This window comes from Evansella sp. AB-rgal1 (genome assembly GCF_041820985.1).
Lineage (GTDB): Bacteria > Bacillota > Bacilli > Bacillales > Salisediminibacteriaceae > Evansella.
This window is the reverse complement of the sequence record NZ_JBGUAU010000018.1, coordinates 80339-97136: the sequence shown is the minus strand read 5'-3', so window position 1 is coordinate 97136 and position 16798 is coordinate 80339. Positions and strand designations below refer to the sequence as shown.

The 16798-nt window shown below is 33.2% G+C and carries 17 protein-coding genes and 1 riboswitch; of the genes, 12 read left to right on the top strand and 5 right to left on the bottom strand.

Features of this window, described 5'->3' with window-relative positions; all coding sequences use genetic code 11:
* Positions 1-96 precede the first annotated feature (96 nt).
* The 7 genes from ACERII_RS16170 to plsY all read left to right on the top strand — a co-directional run bounded on the left by ACERII_RS16170 (position 97) and on the right by plsY (position 7822).
* Positions 97-279, top strand: coding sequence for a hypothetical protein (locus ACERII_RS16170; protein WP_373643743.1), 183 nt, complete (start codon positions 97-99; stop codon positions 277-279).
* Positions 280-670: 391 nt separating this feature from the next.
* Positions 671-1366: a DUF1287 domain-containing protein gene (locus ACERII_RS16165; protein ID WP_373643742.1), complete on the top strand. Its 696-nt coding sequence runs from the start codon at positions 671-673 to the stop codon at positions 1364-1366.
* 100 nt (positions 1367-1466) lie between these two features.
* A complete protein-coding gene (locus ACERII_RS16160) occupies positions 1467-2030 on the top strand; it encodes a hypothetical protein (RefSeq protein WP_373643740.1) in 564 nt (187 codons plus the stop codon).
* 100 nt (positions 2031-2130) lie between these two features.
* Positions 2131-3501 carry a hypothetical protein gene (locus ACERII_RS16155; protein WP_373643738.1) on the top strand — a complete coding sequence of 457 codons (1371 nt, stop codon included), beginning with the start codon at positions 2131-2133 and terminating at the stop codon, positions 3499-3501.
* Positions 3502-3704: 203 nt separating this feature from the next.
* A complete protein-coding gene (locus ACERII_RS16150; RefSeq protein WP_373643736.1) occupies positions 3705-5921 on the top strand; it encodes a sensor domain-containing phosphodiesterase in 2217 nt (738 codons plus the stop codon).
* Between the two features lie 213 nt (positions 5922-6134).
* Positions 6135-7046, top strand: a complete 912-nt coding sequence (locus ACERII_RS16145) for a DMT family transporter (protein WP_373643735.1) — start codon at positions 6135-6137, stop codon at positions 7044-7046.
* Positions 7047-7174: 128 nt separating this feature from the next.
* Complete coding sequence (gene plsY / locus ACERII_RS16140) at positions 7175-7822, top strand: glycerol-3-phosphate 1-O-acyltransferase PlsY (RefSeq protein WP_373643734.1); 648 nt, start codon at positions 7175-7177, stop codon at positions 7820-7822.
* 337 nt (positions 7823-8159) lie between these two features.
* On the opposite strand, the gene ACERII_RS16135 is transcribed toward plsY, so the two are convergent.
* The gene (locus ACERII_RS16135) at positions 8160-8351 is read right to left on the bottom strand and encodes an aspartyl-phosphate phosphatase Spo0E family protein (protein ID WP_373643733.1); all 192 of its coding nucleotides are present in this window, start codon (positions 8349-8351) and stop codon (positions 8160-8162) included.
* Positions 8352-8943: 592 nt separating this feature from the next.
* Between ACERII_RS16135 and treP the strand changes: the two genes are divergently transcribed.
* The gene (gene treP / locus ACERII_RS16130) at positions 8944-10377 is read left to right on the top strand and encodes a PTS system trehalose-specific EIIBC component (protein WP_373643732.1); all 1434 of its coding nucleotides are present in this window, start codon (positions 8944-8946) and stop codon (positions 10375-10377) included.
* Positions 10378-10671: 294 nt separating this feature from the next.
* Here the strand turns inward: treP and ACERII_RS16125 are convergent, their stop codons facing one another.
* Together ACERII_RS16125 and ACERII_RS16120 are read right to left on the bottom strand one after the other, a co-directional pair.
* A complete protein-coding gene (locus tag ACERII_RS16125; protein ID WP_373643731.1) occupies positions 10672-11355 on the bottom strand; it encodes a potassium channel family protein in 684 nt (227 codons plus the stop codon).
* A gap of 40 nt (positions 11356-11395) precedes the next feature.
* A riboswitch (cyclic di-AMP (ydaO/yuaA leader) is annotated at positions 11396-11535 on the bottom strand.
* Positions 11536-11646: 111 nt separating this feature from the next.
* Complete coding sequence (locus ACERII_RS16120; protein WP_373643730.1) at positions 11647-11811, bottom strand: hypothetical protein; 165 nt, start codon at positions 11809-11811, stop codon at positions 11647-11649.
* Between the two features lie 479 nt (positions 11812-12290).
* On the opposite strand from ACERII_RS16120, the gene sigK reads away from it, so the two are divergent.
* The 4 genes from sigK to ACERII_RS16100 all read left to right on the top strand — a co-directional run bounded on the left by sigK (position 12291) and on the right by ACERII_RS16100 (position 14911).
* Positions 12291-13007, top strand: a complete 717-nt coding sequence (gene sigK / locus ACERII_RS16115) for an RNA polymerase sporulation sigma factor SigK (RefSeq protein ID WP_373643729.1) — start codon at positions 12291-12293, stop codon at positions 13005-13007.
* Between the two features lie 144 nt (positions 13008-13151).
* Positions 13152-13472 (top strand): ArsR/SmtB family transcription factor, encoded by a 321-nt coding sequence (locus ACERII_RS16110; RefSeq protein ID WP_373643728.1) that lies wholly within the window; start codon positions 13152-13154, stop codon positions 13470-13472.
* Positions 13473-13540: 68 nt separating this feature from the next.
* Complete coding sequence (locus ACERII_RS16105) at positions 13541-14401, top strand: permease (RefSeq protein WP_373643727.1); 861 nt, start codon at positions 13541-13543, stop codon at positions 14399-14401.
* Positions 14402-14635: 234 nt separating this feature from the next.
* Positions 14636-14911: a hypothetical protein gene (locus ACERII_RS16100; protein ID WP_373643725.1), complete on the top strand. Its 276-nt coding sequence runs from the start codon at positions 14636-14638 to the stop codon at positions 14909-14911.
* A 44-nt stretch (positions 14912-14955) separates the two neighbouring features.
* Here ACERII_RS16100 and deoD read toward each other — a convergent pair whose 3' ends face one another.
* Positions 14956-15660, bottom strand: coding sequence for a purine-nucleoside phosphorylase (deoD, locus tag ACERII_RS16095; protein WP_373643724.1), 705 nt, complete (start codon positions 15658-15660; stop codon positions 14956-14958).
* 399 nt (positions 15661-16059) lie between these two features.
* A complete protein-coding gene (locus ACERII_RS16090; RefSeq protein WP_373643723.1) occupies positions 16060-16704 on the bottom strand; it encodes a TetR/AcrR family transcriptional regulator in 645 nt (214 codons plus the stop codon).
* Positions 16705-16798: the final 94 nt, after the last annotated feature.

The window sequence follows — 16798 nt, the reverse complement described above, 5'->3', positions numbered from 1 at the left end:
GTGTGAGGAGTTATAATATAAATATCAAGAAAAGTTGATGTAATAACTATACATAAATCATTTTTTGATAAAAAAATACAATAGGGAGTGCTTGAGATGATGAATTCAAATTATTTAGTTTTGAAAGCGGAGGCTGAATACAGACAAAATGAAGTGGAAAAAATATATCGAGAAGCAAACGCTATGAAACAATCCCTCTCTACATCTGGTGTACTTTCAAAATTACCGTTATTAAACCTTAAAAGAAAACAAAAACACCAAGTGTGTTGTCAGTTGTAAAATTCTTTTGGTTTGACTAATAAATCAAAAATAATTGATGTAATGAATTGAAAAAAATCAGGAGGTGTTGAGGTGTTTGAGTTTATTAAGAATCTTATTTCTAAAGAGAAAGATTGCTGTGTAATCGAGATAGTAGAGGAAGAAGATAGTATGAGAGATTCTAAAGAGTGTTGTGAAAACACAGATTAAACAAGCAAAAACATTGTAGTAATTGAGTAAGTGAAAATTCCAAAAAGGGTTTGTCAAAGTTCGTTGTTCCTTTGACAAACCCTGTTCTTTTCTCAGAAAAGATAGGGTCTGGAAATAGTTAATGATTCTTTGAAACAATATTATGGAGTACTTCGTCTTATATATTATGTAATAAAAAATAGTATTTCTAATGAGGTGTGAAATGAAAATTAGAAAAAAAACCATATTCTTCTTTCTAGTCGTTTGTCTTATTCTCTATGCTCCGATATATAATAATGGTATTTTATTAGACTTTGTAGGTATAAAAATAAGCAATCCATTTATGAAAAAGGTAGACGTTCCTGATACATATTCAACTGTCGATTCAAATAATAATGGTATTTCTGATCCAATCGAGATGGTGCGTAAAGCACGGAAAGAAGTGGAGCAGAAAACAACCTATCATAGTGCTTATTATGCAGGGGGATATCCACCTGATGATGAAGGAGTTTGTACGGATGTAATATGGAGAGCGTTGATGGCAATTGATGTATACCTTAAGGATCTTATGGATGACGATATTGCAAATAATACAGATCTTTATCCAAGAGTAGGTGGGAGACCAGAGCCCAATATTGATTTTCGGAGAGTTCCCAATCAGTACGTATTTTTTGAGAGACATCTAGAATCCCTAACGATCGATGTCATCCCAGGTGACATTGATAACTTACAAGAGTGGCAACCAGGTGATATTGTTCTTTTTCTGGATGGGTTTCATCATGTAGGTATTATTTCTGATAAACGTGCAAGAGACGGTACACCATATGTCATCCATAACACGTGGCCACATGCGGCCGAAATAAAATTAACTTCTTTTCGTACTCCGATTGCTGGCCATTATCGATGGAATTATGAATAACAAAACATATTATATTTCTAGGAAGAAAGCCATATTCATAAGAATGAATATGGCTTTTTTCTATACCATTTAAGAGAGAGAAAGACGGGTGAATATAATTATGAATTTCGTTCTTACCTATAAGGAAATTATTATTATCATTATTCCTGCAGCAATTCTTTTTTTTACTGGGAAAACACTACTGTCTAGGAAAAATAAAAAGATGGTCGCTAACAATATGTTATACAATGTTTATTTGCCTATCTATAAAGAGATAGAGCCTTACCTTTATAAAGAGCTAAGTCATGAAACAGGGATTAAAGTTATAAGACTAGTTAATACCCTTGCTGATAAGTATTATGAGTTATTTAATCCAACTTGCTTACAGGCATATAAGAGTTTTAGAAATAACTTTTTCTATCATAATAAAAAAAATGATACTTCTTATGAAGAATTTTGTTATCTGATTGAAAGAGATTACGAGAAATTAAAAAGAGAATTACACTTGCCAAGAGAAACCTTTTTGCAAAGATTAACAGGAGAAAATGGTAAATTTCAGCTTCGAATGCTCATGTTTGAATTATTGGAGAAGTTTACTTCCGTTCTTTTTATTATTTCTGTAGGATTGATTATAATTATGTTCTTGAGGTTGCTACTTATCTTTTATGAATTTGTAATTTACTAGTATAATGTTTACAAATAGTTCATGAATCAAAAAACAGCAATATGTTACAATAAGCTAGACCCATCGCAGTGATTACTATTGTAAAAAGGAAGAATGCGACATGACTAACTTGCTAAACAGGTATTTGTATATAATATACGCTTTTATCCTGTTACTAACTATCATTAATATATTCATAGGCAGTGAAGTCTTTATATACATAAATGGGATCATCACCATTCCAATACTCATCCTTTCATTTCTTGGAGCCACCTTATTATTTAAAACCTTAGGCTCTATTTTTTTATTGGTAGGACTTATTTTATTCTTACAAAGTGGTCTTCCATTTTATGAAACTTTTCGATTTATAACTGGTAATTTAGGTCTACTTGCTTTATTAGCTGTATTACCATGGATGAATAGTGTGGTTAGAGCTGGGAGATTTGACCGTCGGATTAATGATTTGATGAAAATGAATGTATCTAACCTAGGGAAGCTGTATGTGCGTTCTACACTAACTTCCTTCACATTGATTTCCTTTATTAGCTTGTCTGCAATCAATTTATCACAAGGTGTTTTACTGAGAAGTTTAACAAATTATACTAAGAACTTAAGAGATACATACATTGCTCAAACAACGCTTCGAGCCTTTAGTATGGCTCTTGTTTGGAGTCCAATGGAGGTTCTCGTTGCAATAACTGTTGACGCTACTGGAGTTAGTTACTTAACGTTCTTACCATGGCTAGTTTTATTTACTACGATCATGATTGTATTGGACACGACGTGGGGAAGGTATAAGTACAAGTCCATACCTTATGAGACACCATCTAATATGGCTGTTAAGACACTTTCTATGAAAGAAATATTGAAAAATATTTTTCTATTATTTGTAGCGCTTGCTGTTTTCCTTACCATTGTCGTTATTTTAAGCAATGGTATTGGGTTAAACTTTATTTTATCCGTTACGCTAGTTATCTTTCCTTTTGCATGCATTTGGGCTTTTGTTATGAAGCGCTGGCGAAGTTTTCTCGCTATTGGTTGGAAAACGTGGAAAATACGCACCAATGCTATGCAAAACTTTTTCGTTCTGTTTGTTTCTTTAGCTTTCTTCTCAAATAGCTTAAGTGCTTCGCCTTTGTTAGAAACATTACAGAGTCCTTTTATGGCAGCAACAAAATACCCTCTGTTCATGTTATTTGTTATTCAATTTACGTATCTTTTCTTCAGTCTGTTAGGTATTCATCCTATAGCCACCATTGGAATATTAATAGAAATTGTTACTCCTTTGTATGAAGTAATGAACCCACTTGGTATTGGGATTGCATTAATAATTGGAGCACTTTCTACGGCTAGTGTTGCAACATATGGGGTCACAGTAACAATGACTTCCATGAATACTGGGCAAAATCCATATAGAATTACAGGAAAGAATATGCCGTTTACACTTGTGTTTGGCACAATCGGAACATTCCTTGCTTACTTTTTATTATAGGCTATGTTAAAGAACAATGTTGATATTTGTGATATGTTGGTTTTACGGAAGCTTAATCTGTTTATCTATAGTGTGTTTCTGTTGTTTCGGAGAAAATCAAAGTGAAAAAAATGTTGAATGCAAAGGTTTTTTAAGAGAAAATGTAGAAAGAGTAACAAGGTTAAAAAAAGGGTTAAAAGACAGTGTGAAATCAGGGGGCCAATATGGAGAACCAATCAAATCTCTTTTCCATTTTTAAAGTTCAAAGTAAAATTATTGAGATGATCTCTATGGATAACTTACCACTAGAGAAAGTTCTTCGAGAGTTAATACATACTATTGATTATGTATTACCAAATAGTAAATCCTCTATCTTTCTAGTAGATGAAAATAAAGAAAGACTAGTGAATGGAATAGGCCCTAAGCTCCAAGTGGAATATTTAAAAGAACTAGACGGGTTTAAAATAGGTGCTAATGCAGGTTGTTGTGGTACTGCAGCATTTTTAAAAAAAACCGTGGTTGTAGAGGATGCATCTGTACATTCACTATGGGAAAATTATAGTTATTTAGTTAATAAATATGCTATTCAGGCATGCTGGTCCATGCCTCTTCTTTCCTCTACGAATGAATTGTTAGGTACAATAGCTTTTTATTGTGATGAAAAAAGGAAGCCCACCAAATCAGAGTTAGAAATTATGGAAATGTACTCTAAACTGGCTGCCTTAATTATTACAAAAAAGCAAACCGAAGATATTTTATATTTATCAAATACAGTAGTAGAAAATAGTCCAGTTGTTCTAATGAGATGGAAGGCCACAGAAGGGTGGCCTTTAGAGTATGTTACGAATAATGTTTCTATCTTTGGTTATAAGCCCCATGATTTTATAGCAGGAAAAATTCTATTTGCATCCATTATTTATCCAAATGATATGAAACGTGTAGAAGAAGAAGTTATGTATTATTCTAGTAATGGAATTGATAGTTTTAGTCAAGAATACCGTATAATTACAAAGGACGGGTCTGTTAAATGGATTGATGACCGGACCATCATTCTTAGAGATAAATCGGGTAATATCACTCATTATCAAGGAACATTACTAGATATAACTGCTAGGAAAGAAGCAGAAGAAACAATAAAATATTTAGCTGATAATGATCCATTAACACAATTACCAAATCGAAGAGTCTTCATGGAACAACTTTGCTTAAACATAGAAAAAGCAAAGAGGAATAAGGGGAAACTTGCCATTTTATTCCTAGATTTAGATAATTTTAAAGATATAAATGATGTAATGGGGCATTACTATGGTGATTTATTACTCCATGTAATAGCAGGTAAATTAAAAGCTTTTTATCCAAATCAATGTTTTATATCTCGTGTTTCAGGGGATGAGTTTGCTTTTATTTATAGTGAGTTAGAGAATGAAAACGATGTGGAACAAATTGCTCAAGCACTTTTACAAATTTTCTCGCATTCATTTCAAATTGAGAAACTACAATTTCAAATTACCGCAAGCATTGGGATAAGTCTTTACCCAACACATGGGAAAAATCCAGATGAATTATTGAAACAGGCAGATTTGGCGATGTACAGCGCAAAAAACGAAGGGAAAAATAACTTTCAATTATATACAACGGACTTATACGAAAAGACTCTTTCAAAAAAACAACTTCATAAGGAATTAGAAATTGCAATCAAAGAAAATCAATTTATACTTTATTATCAGCCTAAAATAAATATACAGACATTAGAAATAACAGGAGTGGAGGCACTGATTCGTTGGAACCACCCATCAAAGGGGATTATTTCACCGGCACAGTTTATTCCTCTTGCTGAGGAAACAGGTCTCATTTTTTCGATTGATGATTGGGTCTTGCGGGAAGCATGTCAGCAATTGGCTGCTTGGAGAGAAGAAGGTTTATCTTCGATTACAATAAGTGTGAATATATCTTCAAGGCAATTTTATAATAAAGAGTTAGTCACTACTGTTATGCAGCTTTTGTTGGAGTCAAAGCTTGATCCTCATCATTTAACGTTAGAAATGACCGAAAGTACCTTAATGACTGATAAAGAAAAAACAATTACAGTTTTAAATAGCTTAAAGCAGGTAGGGGTTTATACTTCACTAGATGATTTTGGAACAGGATATTCATCTTTAAGCTATTTAAAATACCTACCTATTAATAAATTGAAAATAGATCGTTCCTTTATCTCAGAAATTGCCAATAATACTAAAGATGCAGCCATAGTAGAATCGATTTTTGCATTAGCTACTAACTTAAATTTAGACATTATTGTTGAGGGAATTGAAACGAAGGAACAGCTTCAATTTTTAGGAACGCGTTGTATAGAAGGTCAAGGTTTCTTATTTAGTCCTCCAATACCTGCTGATGAGTTTTACAGGTTTTATATAACAAAACAAAACTGGAAATTCCTATAAATCGTCGTTTGTCTTTTCCTAGATTTTGGTGAAGTATTATTTACAATCTTTTGGGTTTTATGTATAGATACATCCTCTCCTAATTTTTAGCTTTGCCCTGCACAAAGTTTGAAGAGGGTGTCTTCGCACTTAAACGATAAAAAAACGTTGTACTTCTGAAATAGTTGAAGTATGTTAGTAAAGTGGCGATTTTACGAAACAGAGGTATCCATTATGAAATCGAATTATCCTTACTATTTAGGTCTAATACTAGTTTCCATCATCTGGGGAGCTAATTTTGGTATTTCTCGATGGGCAATGGAAGTTTTTACAGCTGAAGTTTTTGTGTTTTTGCGGTTTGGACTTGCGATTCCTCTTTTATTTATGCTGCTCTATAAGTTAGAAGGAAGCATAATGGTGGAAAAACGTGATATCTTAAAATTTGCAGTTATCGGATTTTTTGGAGTAACAATACTAGAATTATTAGTTATGTATTCTATTAAATACACGACTTTAGCGAATGCCTCTTTATTAAATGTTGCTCCATGGCCTATTTTTGCAGCCTTGTTTGCACCACTGTTCACAAAAGAAAAGTTAACGAGAAAAGTAGTTGTAGGAGGAGCAATAGCATTTGTAGGTGTAGCTCTTATCATTACAGGCGGTGATGAGGGGGTTGATTTATCCTCTCAATATATGCTTGGAAATATGTTAGCATTGTCTATAAGCCTTATAGGAGCAATATATAATTTAGCTTGCATGCCGTTAATGAAAAAATATTCAGCACTAAAAGTAACTACATGGTTTATTTTTTTTGGAACAGCATTTTTGTTTCCTTTTACGTTTAATGGTTGGAGTGATGTTGCTTGGTCAAATCTTTCATTCCCTATTTGGATTGCCATTTTTTATAATGTTATCCTTTGTACTTTAGTGGCTTTTATTGTTTGGAACTTTTCGATGAATAAAGTGGGTGCAACGAAGGCTAACTTTTACCGTTATGTAGTTCCTGCTGCAGCAGCTATAGCAGGTGCAATGTTCTTCAATGAACCAATTATGTTTGCACAAATTTTAGGAGCAATCATCATCATGTCAGGTTTGTTATTAATTGGTTTTGAAAAAAGAAAAGTCCTAGAGAACAAAATAAAATAGAGTAATAATACAAATATAATATTACTATTTACCATTATTTTTTATACTTAAGAAATAAATAAATAGTTCGTAGACGTTACATTTACTATATAATGAATTTATCATGTTTAATTACAGGATGGGGAGGAGTGATTAAACTGGCAACCTTATATATTGTTATATTAGCGTATTTAATAGGTTCTATTCCATTTGCTTTAATTGTAGGCAAATTCAAATATGGGGCTGATGTGAGGGATTTTGGTAGCGGAAATTTAGGTGCTTCCAATAGTGCTCTTGTATTAGGGAAAAAAGCAGGCGTATTGGTTTTACTTGGTGACGTTAGTAAAGGTGTTTTAGCTACTTCACTACCAACTCTTTTAAACACAGAAGTAAATACAATTCTTGTTGGAGTTGCAGTAATCTTGGGGCATTGTTTTCCAATATTTGCTGGTTTTCGTGGTGGTAAGGCGGTAGCTCCAACTGCTGGGGTACTATTAAGTTCTAGTCCAGTAATGTTTTTAACTGGATACACCACATTTTTCCTTGTAGTATTTATTACAAAATATGTGTTTCTTGGATCATTGTCCATTGGAATTGCACTATTAGTCCATTCCGTATTTATAGGTGAGCAAGTATTAATGATTGTATTTGCGATATTTACACTATTTATGGTTTATTTACATCGAACTAATGTGATGAATTATTTTAATGGAAAAGAAGTGAAAATTAACGATAAGAGAATAAAAAAATATCAACAAGATATTAAGGAAGAATTATCTCAGCGGGTAATTAATTGACACTAATGTCTTTATAACTAATAATTAATATACCTTTAATTTTTTCTTTAACCTCTCTGGGATGAGAAAATATTAGAGGTATTTTTGTTTGTAGTCTACCGAAAAAACGTTGCTCAATGGATGGTTACCTTATCTAATGTTTTTGCTCATAACATTGAGCCACTTCGATCATGAAAACGTGAGCCACTTCTAATTTATCAAATACATCAGACTACCGAGTAATATAATGGCTCTTGTATAAAGATACCTTTCTATAGAAAAAAACAGTGTTCAGTAACGCTGTTAGTCGTTCATATTATATTAAAACACTGTACGTAGAAAAAATGAAATCAAACGCCTACGAAACTTCCTTGCCTCTATTTCTATAAGCCTCGTCAATACCTTGATATTTATTTAAAAGGGAATCTAAGTCTTGGCTACAAACCACGACTCTTTCATCATTTAAACCATATTTTTGGGCCATTACATACATTTCATCTTTTTTAATCTTTATTTGATTTAATAACTTTAATACATATAATGGGTCCATTTTTCCATTCCTCCATTTTATTAAGTTATTACATAAATTTTGAATTTCGGTTCAAATTATGTACTGTCATAAGGAATCATTGGTAGAAATGAAAAGTCTTCTTAAAATATTTCAATTAAATGTTAGACTTTTTCATTATATTAACGGAAACTTCTTGCTTATTGTGTTGAAAAATGTCTAACACTATAGATGTTCATTAATTTGTCACACATAATTTAGGAGCATGTTCACTATTTAATATGTATTCAGTTTATTTGTTTATATTCTACACCTAAAGAATTTAATATTTGGCTATGTTAAAGGACAATGATATTTGATCCATGTTGATTTTTACGGAAGGGCGAGATTCCTTGGGCAAGCCAGCAACATTGAGTAAAAACCAAGATCAATGTGTAAAAGAGCCAAATATTAAAAGATTTAAATGAAAATAAACTTAACACTAATTTTACACCCTTGTTGACTAACATGTATATACAAGTTATACTGAAAGCGTAAACAAAAACTTGTATATACAAGGTGTGGAATTTTCTATGTTTTGCTTGTCTGTGATAGATGTAAGTATAGCAAAGAGTGGATTAAAGGGGGAATAATAATGAGTAACTACACAACTGAAGCAAAAGAATTGCTTGAGAGAATTGGCGGAAGTGAAAACATATCTGCCGTAACTCACTGTGCAACAAGAATGAGATTTGTTTTGATAGATCCAAAAAAAGCAGATCTAAAGGCAGTAGAATCTCTAGATATTGTTAAGGGAACATTCACACAAGCAGGTCAGTTTCAAGTAATTATTGGGAATGAAGTTGCTACCTTTTACAATGAATTTGTAAAAATAGCAGGAGTGGGGGATTCATCCAAGGATGAAGCAAAAGAAGCTGCAAAGAAAAATATGAATTTCCTTCAACGTCTAATAGGACATTTGGCTGATATCTTTACACCGTTAATTCCAGCGCTTGTTGTTGGTGGTCTTATTTTAGGTTTTAGAAATGTAATTGGTGAAATACAGATGTTTAACGAAGGAACTCAAACTCTTGTTGAGATCTCTCAATTCTGGGCGGGTGTGAATTCGTTTTTATGGTTAATAGGGGAAGCGATATTCCACTTCTTACCTGTTGGAATTACATGGGCTATTGCAAGGAAGATGGGTACAACTCAAATACTTGGAATCGTCTTAGGTATAACACTCGTATCACCACAATTACTTAATGCATATGGTGTCCCTGGAGCAGAAGAAATTCCAGTATGGGATTTCGGGTTTACTACTGTTGAAATGATAGGTTATCAAGCTCAGGTTATTCCAGCTATCTTAGCAGGATTTGTATTATCATTCTTGGAGCTACGATTACGTAAAGTGATTCCAAGTGTTGTTTCTATGATATTCGTTCCATTGTTTGCATTAGTACCAGCAGTGTTGATTGCACATGTCGTATTAGGACCGATTGGATGGACGATTGGTTCTGCAATATCAGATGTAGTATACACTAGCTTAACTTCTGCTTTTGGTTGGCTATTTGCAGCTATTTTCGGTTTTGCATATGCACCACTCGTTATTACAGGTTTGCATCATATGACAAATGCTATTGATCTTCAGTTAATGAGTGAATTTGGTGGAACAAACTTATGGCCAATGATTGCACTTTCTAATATTGCACAAGGGTCAGCGGTTGTAGCCATGATTTACTTAAATAGAAAAGATGAAAAAGAAAAGCAAGTTTCAGTACCAGCTGCAATTTCATGTTACCTTGGTGTAACGGAACCAGCGATGTTTGGTATTAACTTAAAATATGGATTCCCATTTTTAGCGGCAATGTTAGGATCAATGACAGCTGCAATAATCTCAGTAGGTAGTAACGTTATGGCAAATTCTATTGGAGTTGGAGGTATACCGGGTATTCTCTCCATACAGGTTCAACACATGTTTGTATTTGCCATTTCAATGATAGTCGCAATTGTAGTTCCGTTCATTCTTACTGTCATTTTCTCACGTACAAAAATGGGTGTAAATGCATATAAACGACTAGGGAAGTAAAAAGATATTTAGTGAAAAAAGCACTGAAAAAGTAATGTATACTTTCAGTGCTTTTTCTTTGGCTATGTTAAAGGATAATGTTGATTCTTATGAAAGGTGCGAGACTCCTTGAGGATGGAGCCTGGATGGCGACATGACGCCGTTGCCCACAGGACGTGGCCAAGTATTTAGGCGGAATTGGGAGGAGAGTTGCGGTTCGCCCTAGGAAAACGAGCAACCTGTAGCGAAAATCAACATCTACGTTTAACAGAGCCTTTTCTTTAAATGATACGTAACATACGACTTGAAAAAGAGTTACATTGCTTGATCTTCAAATCGTTTGATATCTTTGTTATGTCCAATTACAATTAGCAAGTCTCCTCTTTCAATTACATATGTTGGCTCCGGTGAAATATCTATGTTCTCTTTATTCTTTACCGCTAAAATTGTAACTCCATAACGTGCACGAATATCTAAATCGATCAGACTTTTAGTTTCAAGTTTTGGAGTAGCAAATAATTCTACAATGCTATATTCATCAGATAATTCAATAAAATCAATTACTTTTTCATCGGACATCTGTTGAGCAATTCTTCTTCCCATATCTTTTTCTGGATGAATAATATGGTCTGCTCCAATTTTCTCTAAAACTTTATGATGGTAATCATTTTTTGCTTTTACCCAAATATTCTTCAATCCCATTTCTTTTAAGAGCAGTGTAGTTAAAATACTTTCTTGTATGTTATCACCTATAGCTACAACGACAAAATCAAAATTACGAACACCTAATGATCGAAGAGTACTTTCATCTGTTGAGTTTGCCACAACGGCATGTGTAGCAATGTTGGAAAACTCTTGTATTTGTTGCTCATCCTTGTCCATCACAAGTACTTCATGTCCAATTTTTACAAGCTCTTTACAAATACTGCCACCAAATCGCCCTAATCCAATTACTACAAATTGCTTTCTATTACTCACGGTGTCATCTCCCTTATGCATGAAAAAAAAAGACCATTCCTAAGAAGGGTCTAAAAACAGACCTTTCTCTCTGCAACGCTTACGAAGTTAGCTGTCGGGTTAGGGGATGAGAGTACCCCTTCACATTGTGATTGACCCCAAGACGAATAGTTTCGTCAGATTCGGTTCCTCCGTTCCAATAGGACTAAGCGACAAAAAGGTTTTTTATTCATATAATTATTCATATTGGTAATTTACTCTTTGTTATATAAATTGTCAATACGTTTATCAAAATGTAAAAAAAACACCGTTTTGTTTTTATGTTCTAACACATTAAGTAGCATTGTGTTCACTTTCTTCATAGGCTATTAGTACAATTTCTTTTTCTGTAGCATTTCGAAGGTCCTCCTCTAATGATGAAATACGTTGAAGTAAGTCAGGGCTAAGGTGTGCTGTAGCGTAACGATCATAATCTAATGGGCTTTTATTATTTGTCAAAACAATCACTCCTTGGATATTATTAAAGTTAATATTTCCTTAATAGGGGTTTTTATGTAGGTTATCCAGAAAATACGCGTGATCAAGAATACTCATATCATAAAGTATTACTAACTTTGTTGGATTGTATTACATTCGCTTCAGCCAACTCACTGTCCTGTGGGGATCTGGCAAACGCTTGCTTCTGATCTGCTTCCCAGTGGAGTTACGGGGGCATTCGAGATTCCATATAAAGTTAAATTAACTAATAAGCTTCATAACGTATTTTCATCCGTCATCGTGCAATTCTCTTACTTGCATGGAAGTTTACCTGGAAAATAGATTCTCCGTCAGATTTTTAAAATGAAACATCAAATATTCCCTAATTATCAATTTATTAAACTCAATAAAAAATATTCGAAAAGAATAAATGTAGACAGACACAGACGACCTACACCTTGCATATAAATTAGGTACAATGCCCAAACGGAGGTGTGTGCATGTCCAGTCTACTTGCAGCGATTACACATTTTGTGAAAGAATTATTTGTTTTTGTTTCCTTTGTAAAAAACAATGCATTTCCACAACCGTTAAATGCAAAGGAAGAAAAAGAGTATATTCAAAAAATGCATGAAGGAGACGAGGAAGCGAGGAACCTCCTTATTGAACACAATTTGCGATTAGTGGCACATATTGTAAAGAAGTTTGAAAATACTCGAGAAGAAAACGAGGATTTAATATCCATCGGTACAATTGGGTTGATTAAAGCCATTGAAAGTTATTCTCCTGGTAAAGGAACAAAACTCGCCACGTATGCAGCGAGATGTATCGAGAACGAAATACTTATGCATTTACGAGCTTTAAAGAAGGTAAGAAAAGACGTCTCTTTACATGATCCAATTGGTCAGGATAAGGAAGGAAATGAAATTAGTCTTATCGACGTTCTTCAAGCGGAAACGGAAGATGTAGTAGAACAAATCCAATTAAGTATGGAGAAAAAACAAATTTACAAGTACATTCACATATTAGATGAGAGAGAGAAAGAAGTAGTTGTTGGAAGATTTGGATTAGATCTTAAGAAAGAAAGGACACAACGAGAAATTGCAAAAGAACTTGGTATTTCAAGAAGCTATGTTTCAAGAATTGAAAAAAGAGCATTGATGAAATTGTTTCATGAGTTTTATCGAGAACAAAAAAATGCATATAAAACTGAATAATAGATATGGTGGTGTGTCAAAAAAAATTGACACACCTACTTTATTCTTGAAAATCAAAAAATGTTGATTTATTACTTGCGTTTTGAGATGAGTGAGAGTATTATAAACATAAGATCAAAATAAATTGATGTAAGAGGTGCTGAAATGAAGCTAACGATACCTTTAGTCACTAGTAACACAGCTGATTTTTCATATTACGAGAAACGTTTTAAAGCATTAGCTGACGAGAAAAGGTTACACTTGTTATCCATATTGTGTAAGGAAGGATCCACGTGTGTTTGCGATTTAAGTGACATGTTAGAGTTACAACAGTCAAAATTATCGTACCATTTAAAGATTTTATTAGATGCGGATATCATAGTGAAAGAGAAGAAGGGAACATGGAATTATTATCAGATTAATAATGAAGTGATCGATCATTTACTTTCAGATGAGCTATGTTGTTTATTTCGTCCAGCAAAATAATCATTTGCTGGATAGTTTTAAAACAAATATATCAAAAAAAATTGATGTAGAAGAAAGAAGGAAGATAGATGGAAACAATAAGAAGCTTTATTAGTATTGCAATGCATTTAACGATATTATTTGTAGGTGTATCAATTTTATTAAACATAATTCAAGCGTACATACCCTATGAAAAAGTAGAGAAAAAACTGAAGGATACTAACCCAATTATTGGTAGTTTCATAGCTTTGAGCTTTGCATTTATTACTCCTTTTTGTTCGTGCTCCACAATTCCTGTAATTGTTAATTTATTAAGAAATAAAATAAGATTTGGTATAGTGATGGTATTTCTATTTGCTTCACCAGTACTAGATCCAACCATATTAACGATTATGACTGTGATTATGGGATGGAAAGTGACACTCTATTATATTATTATCACATCAACTCTATCGTTACTAATTGGTTTAGCTTTAGAAAGATTTGGTTTTGAAAAATCTGTTAAACAAGTAATAGTAAAGGGATATGAACGTTCAGATTCTGGATTTTCTTGGAAAAATGTTTTTTCAGAGACGTGGTCGTTAATGAAGTCCGTATATCCCTACTTAATAATAGGAGCTGCAATCGGAGCAGTAATCCATGGTGTTGTACCAGCAGATTTTATTAGTGCACATTTTGGTGGAGACGCATGGTGGTTAATACCAATAGCTGCAGTAGTAGGAATACCTCTTTACGTTCGATTATCTAGTATGATACCTATATCTCAGGTTTTAATTGTAAATGGAATGGCTGTTGGTCCTGTTATGGCGATGATGATTAGTTCTGCAGGTGCAAGCTTACCAGAATTGGTTCTTTTAAAATCTATTTTTCAAAAACAATTAGTAATAGCTTTTGTTGTTTCAGTCATTACTATGTCAACAATATCAGGGTTTATCTTTTATTTAATATAATGGCTTTGTTAAAGGACAATGTTGATCAATCCGGAAAGTGAGAGTCTCCTTGAAAAATTCAAACGTATTTTTCTGCGTGGGGTGCCTTTCGGAAACCAGTATAATAAACATAAAATGATAAGTATTAAATATTGCTAAAATATTTTAATAGTAAAAATATTCTGTTATAAATATAAAAACTGGAAACTTTTTTGCTGTCCACTACGTCTATATATATAGGAGGGGGGATGTAGTGTGACTACTTATCAGATGTTATTTCTATTTAACCCTATGTTATTTTTGGCTTTAGGATTTGTTATCGGATATTTATTTTCTCGACTGACTTATAACTACATAATTACACCTGCAATTATTTTTTGTCTTAGTTTTTTCGTTATGCTGTTCTTCCAAAATGTATCGTTTGATAACTTTATGTTAGTTTATGCAATAGTCTATACGTTACTTAGTATTGTTGGCTTAGGATTTAGTATGCTTATAAAGAAAAGTTTATTTGTTAGGGAAATATCATAAAAAAAGAGGGGTATAATGCTGAATTATACACCCTCTCTTTTCCGTTATTCTGTTGCTGCACTTAAAGCAACTTCCACCATTTCATTAAAGGTTTCCTGTCGTTCTTGTGAACTTGTTTCCTCTCCAGTAAGGAGATGATCACTCACAGTGAGAACCGAAAGTGCGTCAACCCCAAATCGAGATGCGATAGTATATAGTGCAGATGTTTCCATTTCCACCGCAAGCACTTGATGGTTAGCAAGAAGATTAACGATATCTTTGTTGTCATTGTAAAAAATGTCGCTTGTATATACACTTCCTACATTAACATTCATACCCTTCTCTGTAGCTCCATCGAATGCTTTTTTTAGTAAAGGAAAGCTTGCTGTTGGAGCGAAATCTAATCCTTTAAAATGAAGTTTATTTGCCCCGGAATCTGTTGACGCACTCATGGCGATAATAACATCTCGCACTTTTACATCTCTTTGTAAAGCCCCACACGTTCCTACACGTATTAAGTTTTTAACTCCATATTCATTGATAAGCTCATGGGTATAAATAGATATAGATGGAACCCCCATCCCAGTGCCTTGAACAGAAATTCGTTTTCCATTATACGTTCCAGTGTAACCAAGCATTCCTCGTACTTCATTATAGCAAGACACATCCTTTAAAAATGTGTCTGCGATGTATTTTGCTCGTAATGGATCCCCAGGTAACAAGATAGATTCTGCTATATCCCCTTTTTTTGCACCAATATGTACACTCATGTATAACACCCTTTCAACAATATGTTAGATGGTTCAATTAAAAATAACATAAATCTGTTACATGTTGCAAAAAGAGGTCGTTAGATATAGTACTTTTGGTATAATTTGTGATATTAAAAAAGTTTTAATTTGAAAAAATTAGTAATTATTCATGGGTATCATTGGTATTGTAATCATTATTGTACATAGGGAACAAGGGGTGAATGCAGCATGATCAAAGTACAAATAGATGCCATCAATGAAACTGAAATTATAGGAATTATAAAAATTTTTCAATAGTCTCCCATGAAAATACGTGTATGAGACTATCTAGTAATACTCACTTTGTAGGTTGATAATCCATTCGCTCAAGTCTGCTCCCTTTCCTAGAGGAACTATCGAGTTTCTACGATATAGTGTTTATTTTTTTATTCCGTCTAATAAGATGTCTACCATTTTTTCTACTTCGGTGTTATCATTTCGTACATATAATTGCGGGAAGTAGTTAGATAATAGAAGATAACCTATTAATAAACTTAAGATAGTCCGAGTAATTGTTTTTGTATCTACTTTTCTAAGTTTATGGAACTCTTTTTGTTGTTCTATAAACTTTTCTAAAGATGGAAAAATGGTTTCATCCATAAATTTTTGTACAGATAGTTTAATTTCTGGATGATAGATAGATTCTAAAGCAATTATTTTAAGTAATTTTTCATTTTGGTCAATAAGTGTAAGTCTTTGGTTAAATAGGAGTGTGAGTTCATGATGTAGGGTACGCTTTTTGTCATCCTGTAGTCTGGCGAGCGATTGTTGTATTATTGGTTTAAAGAAATGGTGAATTATGAGGGGTAATAAAGCAAGCATTATTTCCTTTTTATTAGAGAAATAACGGAACAGTGTACCTTCTGAAACACCTGCTTTTTTTGCGATTTCACTTGTTCTACTTGAGCTGTACCCTTTTTCTGCTATTACATCAATGGCAGCTCGTAAAATAGTAATCTGTTTTTCACTTAATTCGTTTCCGTTGTAATCAACAAAGAGGAATTCTTCTGAATGATGATTCATTACATTGACCTCCTTAATTTTTGGTGAACCCACTGAAAAAGTACTATACAAGTTATAATAGACTTAACAAAATCTATTAACGGAGTATTTGATT

Bases quoted from the DNA above. Each gene is read 5' to 3' on its own strand.
- ACERII_RS16170 (WP_373643743.1), top strand. From the start codon at position 97: ATGATGAATTCAAATTATTTAGTTTTGAAAGCGGAGGCTGAATACAGA.
- ACERII_RS16165 (WP_373643742.1), top strand. From the start codon at position 671: ATGAAAATTAGAAAAAAAACCATATTCTTCTTTCTAGTCGTTTGTCTT.
- ACERII_RS16160 (WP_373643740.1), top strand. From the start codon at position 1,467: ATGAATTTCGTTCTTACCTATAAGGAAATTATTATTATCATTATTCCT.
- ACERII_RS16155 (WP_373643738.1), top strand. From the start codon at position 2,131: ATGACTAACTTGCTAAACAGGTATTTGTATATAATATACGCTTTTATC.
- ACERII_RS16150 (WP_373643736.1), top strand. From the start codon at position 3,705: ATGGAGAACCAATCAAATCTCTTTTCCATTTTTAAAGTTCAAAGTAAA.
- ACERII_RS16145 (WP_373643735.1), top strand. From the start codon at position 6,135: ATGAAATCGAATTATCCTTACTATTTAGGTCTAATACTAGTTTCCATC.
- ACERII_RS16135 (WP_373643733.1), bottom strand. From the start codon at position 8,351: ATGGACCCATTATATGTATTAAAGTTATTAAATCAAATAAAGATTAAA.
- treP (WP_373643732.1), top strand. From the start codon at position 8,944: ATGAGTAACTACACAACTGAAGCAAAAGAATTGCTTGAGAGAATTGGC.
- ACERII_RS16125 (WP_373643731.1), bottom strand. From the start codon at position 11,355: ATGCATAAGGGAGATGACACCGTGAGTAATAGAAAGCAATTTGTAGTA.
- sigK (WP_373643729.1), top strand. From the start codon at position 12,291: ATGTCCAGTCTACTTGCAGCGATTACACATTTTGTGAAAGAATTATTT.
- ACERII_RS16110 (WP_373643728.1), top strand. From the start codon at position 13,152: ATGAAGCTAACGATACCTTTAGTCACTAGTAACACAGCTGATTTTTCA.
- ACERII_RS16105 (WP_373643727.1), top strand. From the start codon at position 13,541: ATGGAAACAATAAGAAGCTTTATTAGTATTGCAATGCATTTAACGATA.
- deoD (WP_373643724.1), bottom strand. From the start codon at position 15,660: ATGAGTGTACATATTGGTGCAAAAAAAGGGGATATAGCAGAATCTATC.
- ACERII_RS16090 (WP_373643723.1), bottom strand. From the start codon at position 16,704: ATGAATCATCATTCAGAAGAATTCCTCTTTGTTGATTACAACGGAAAC.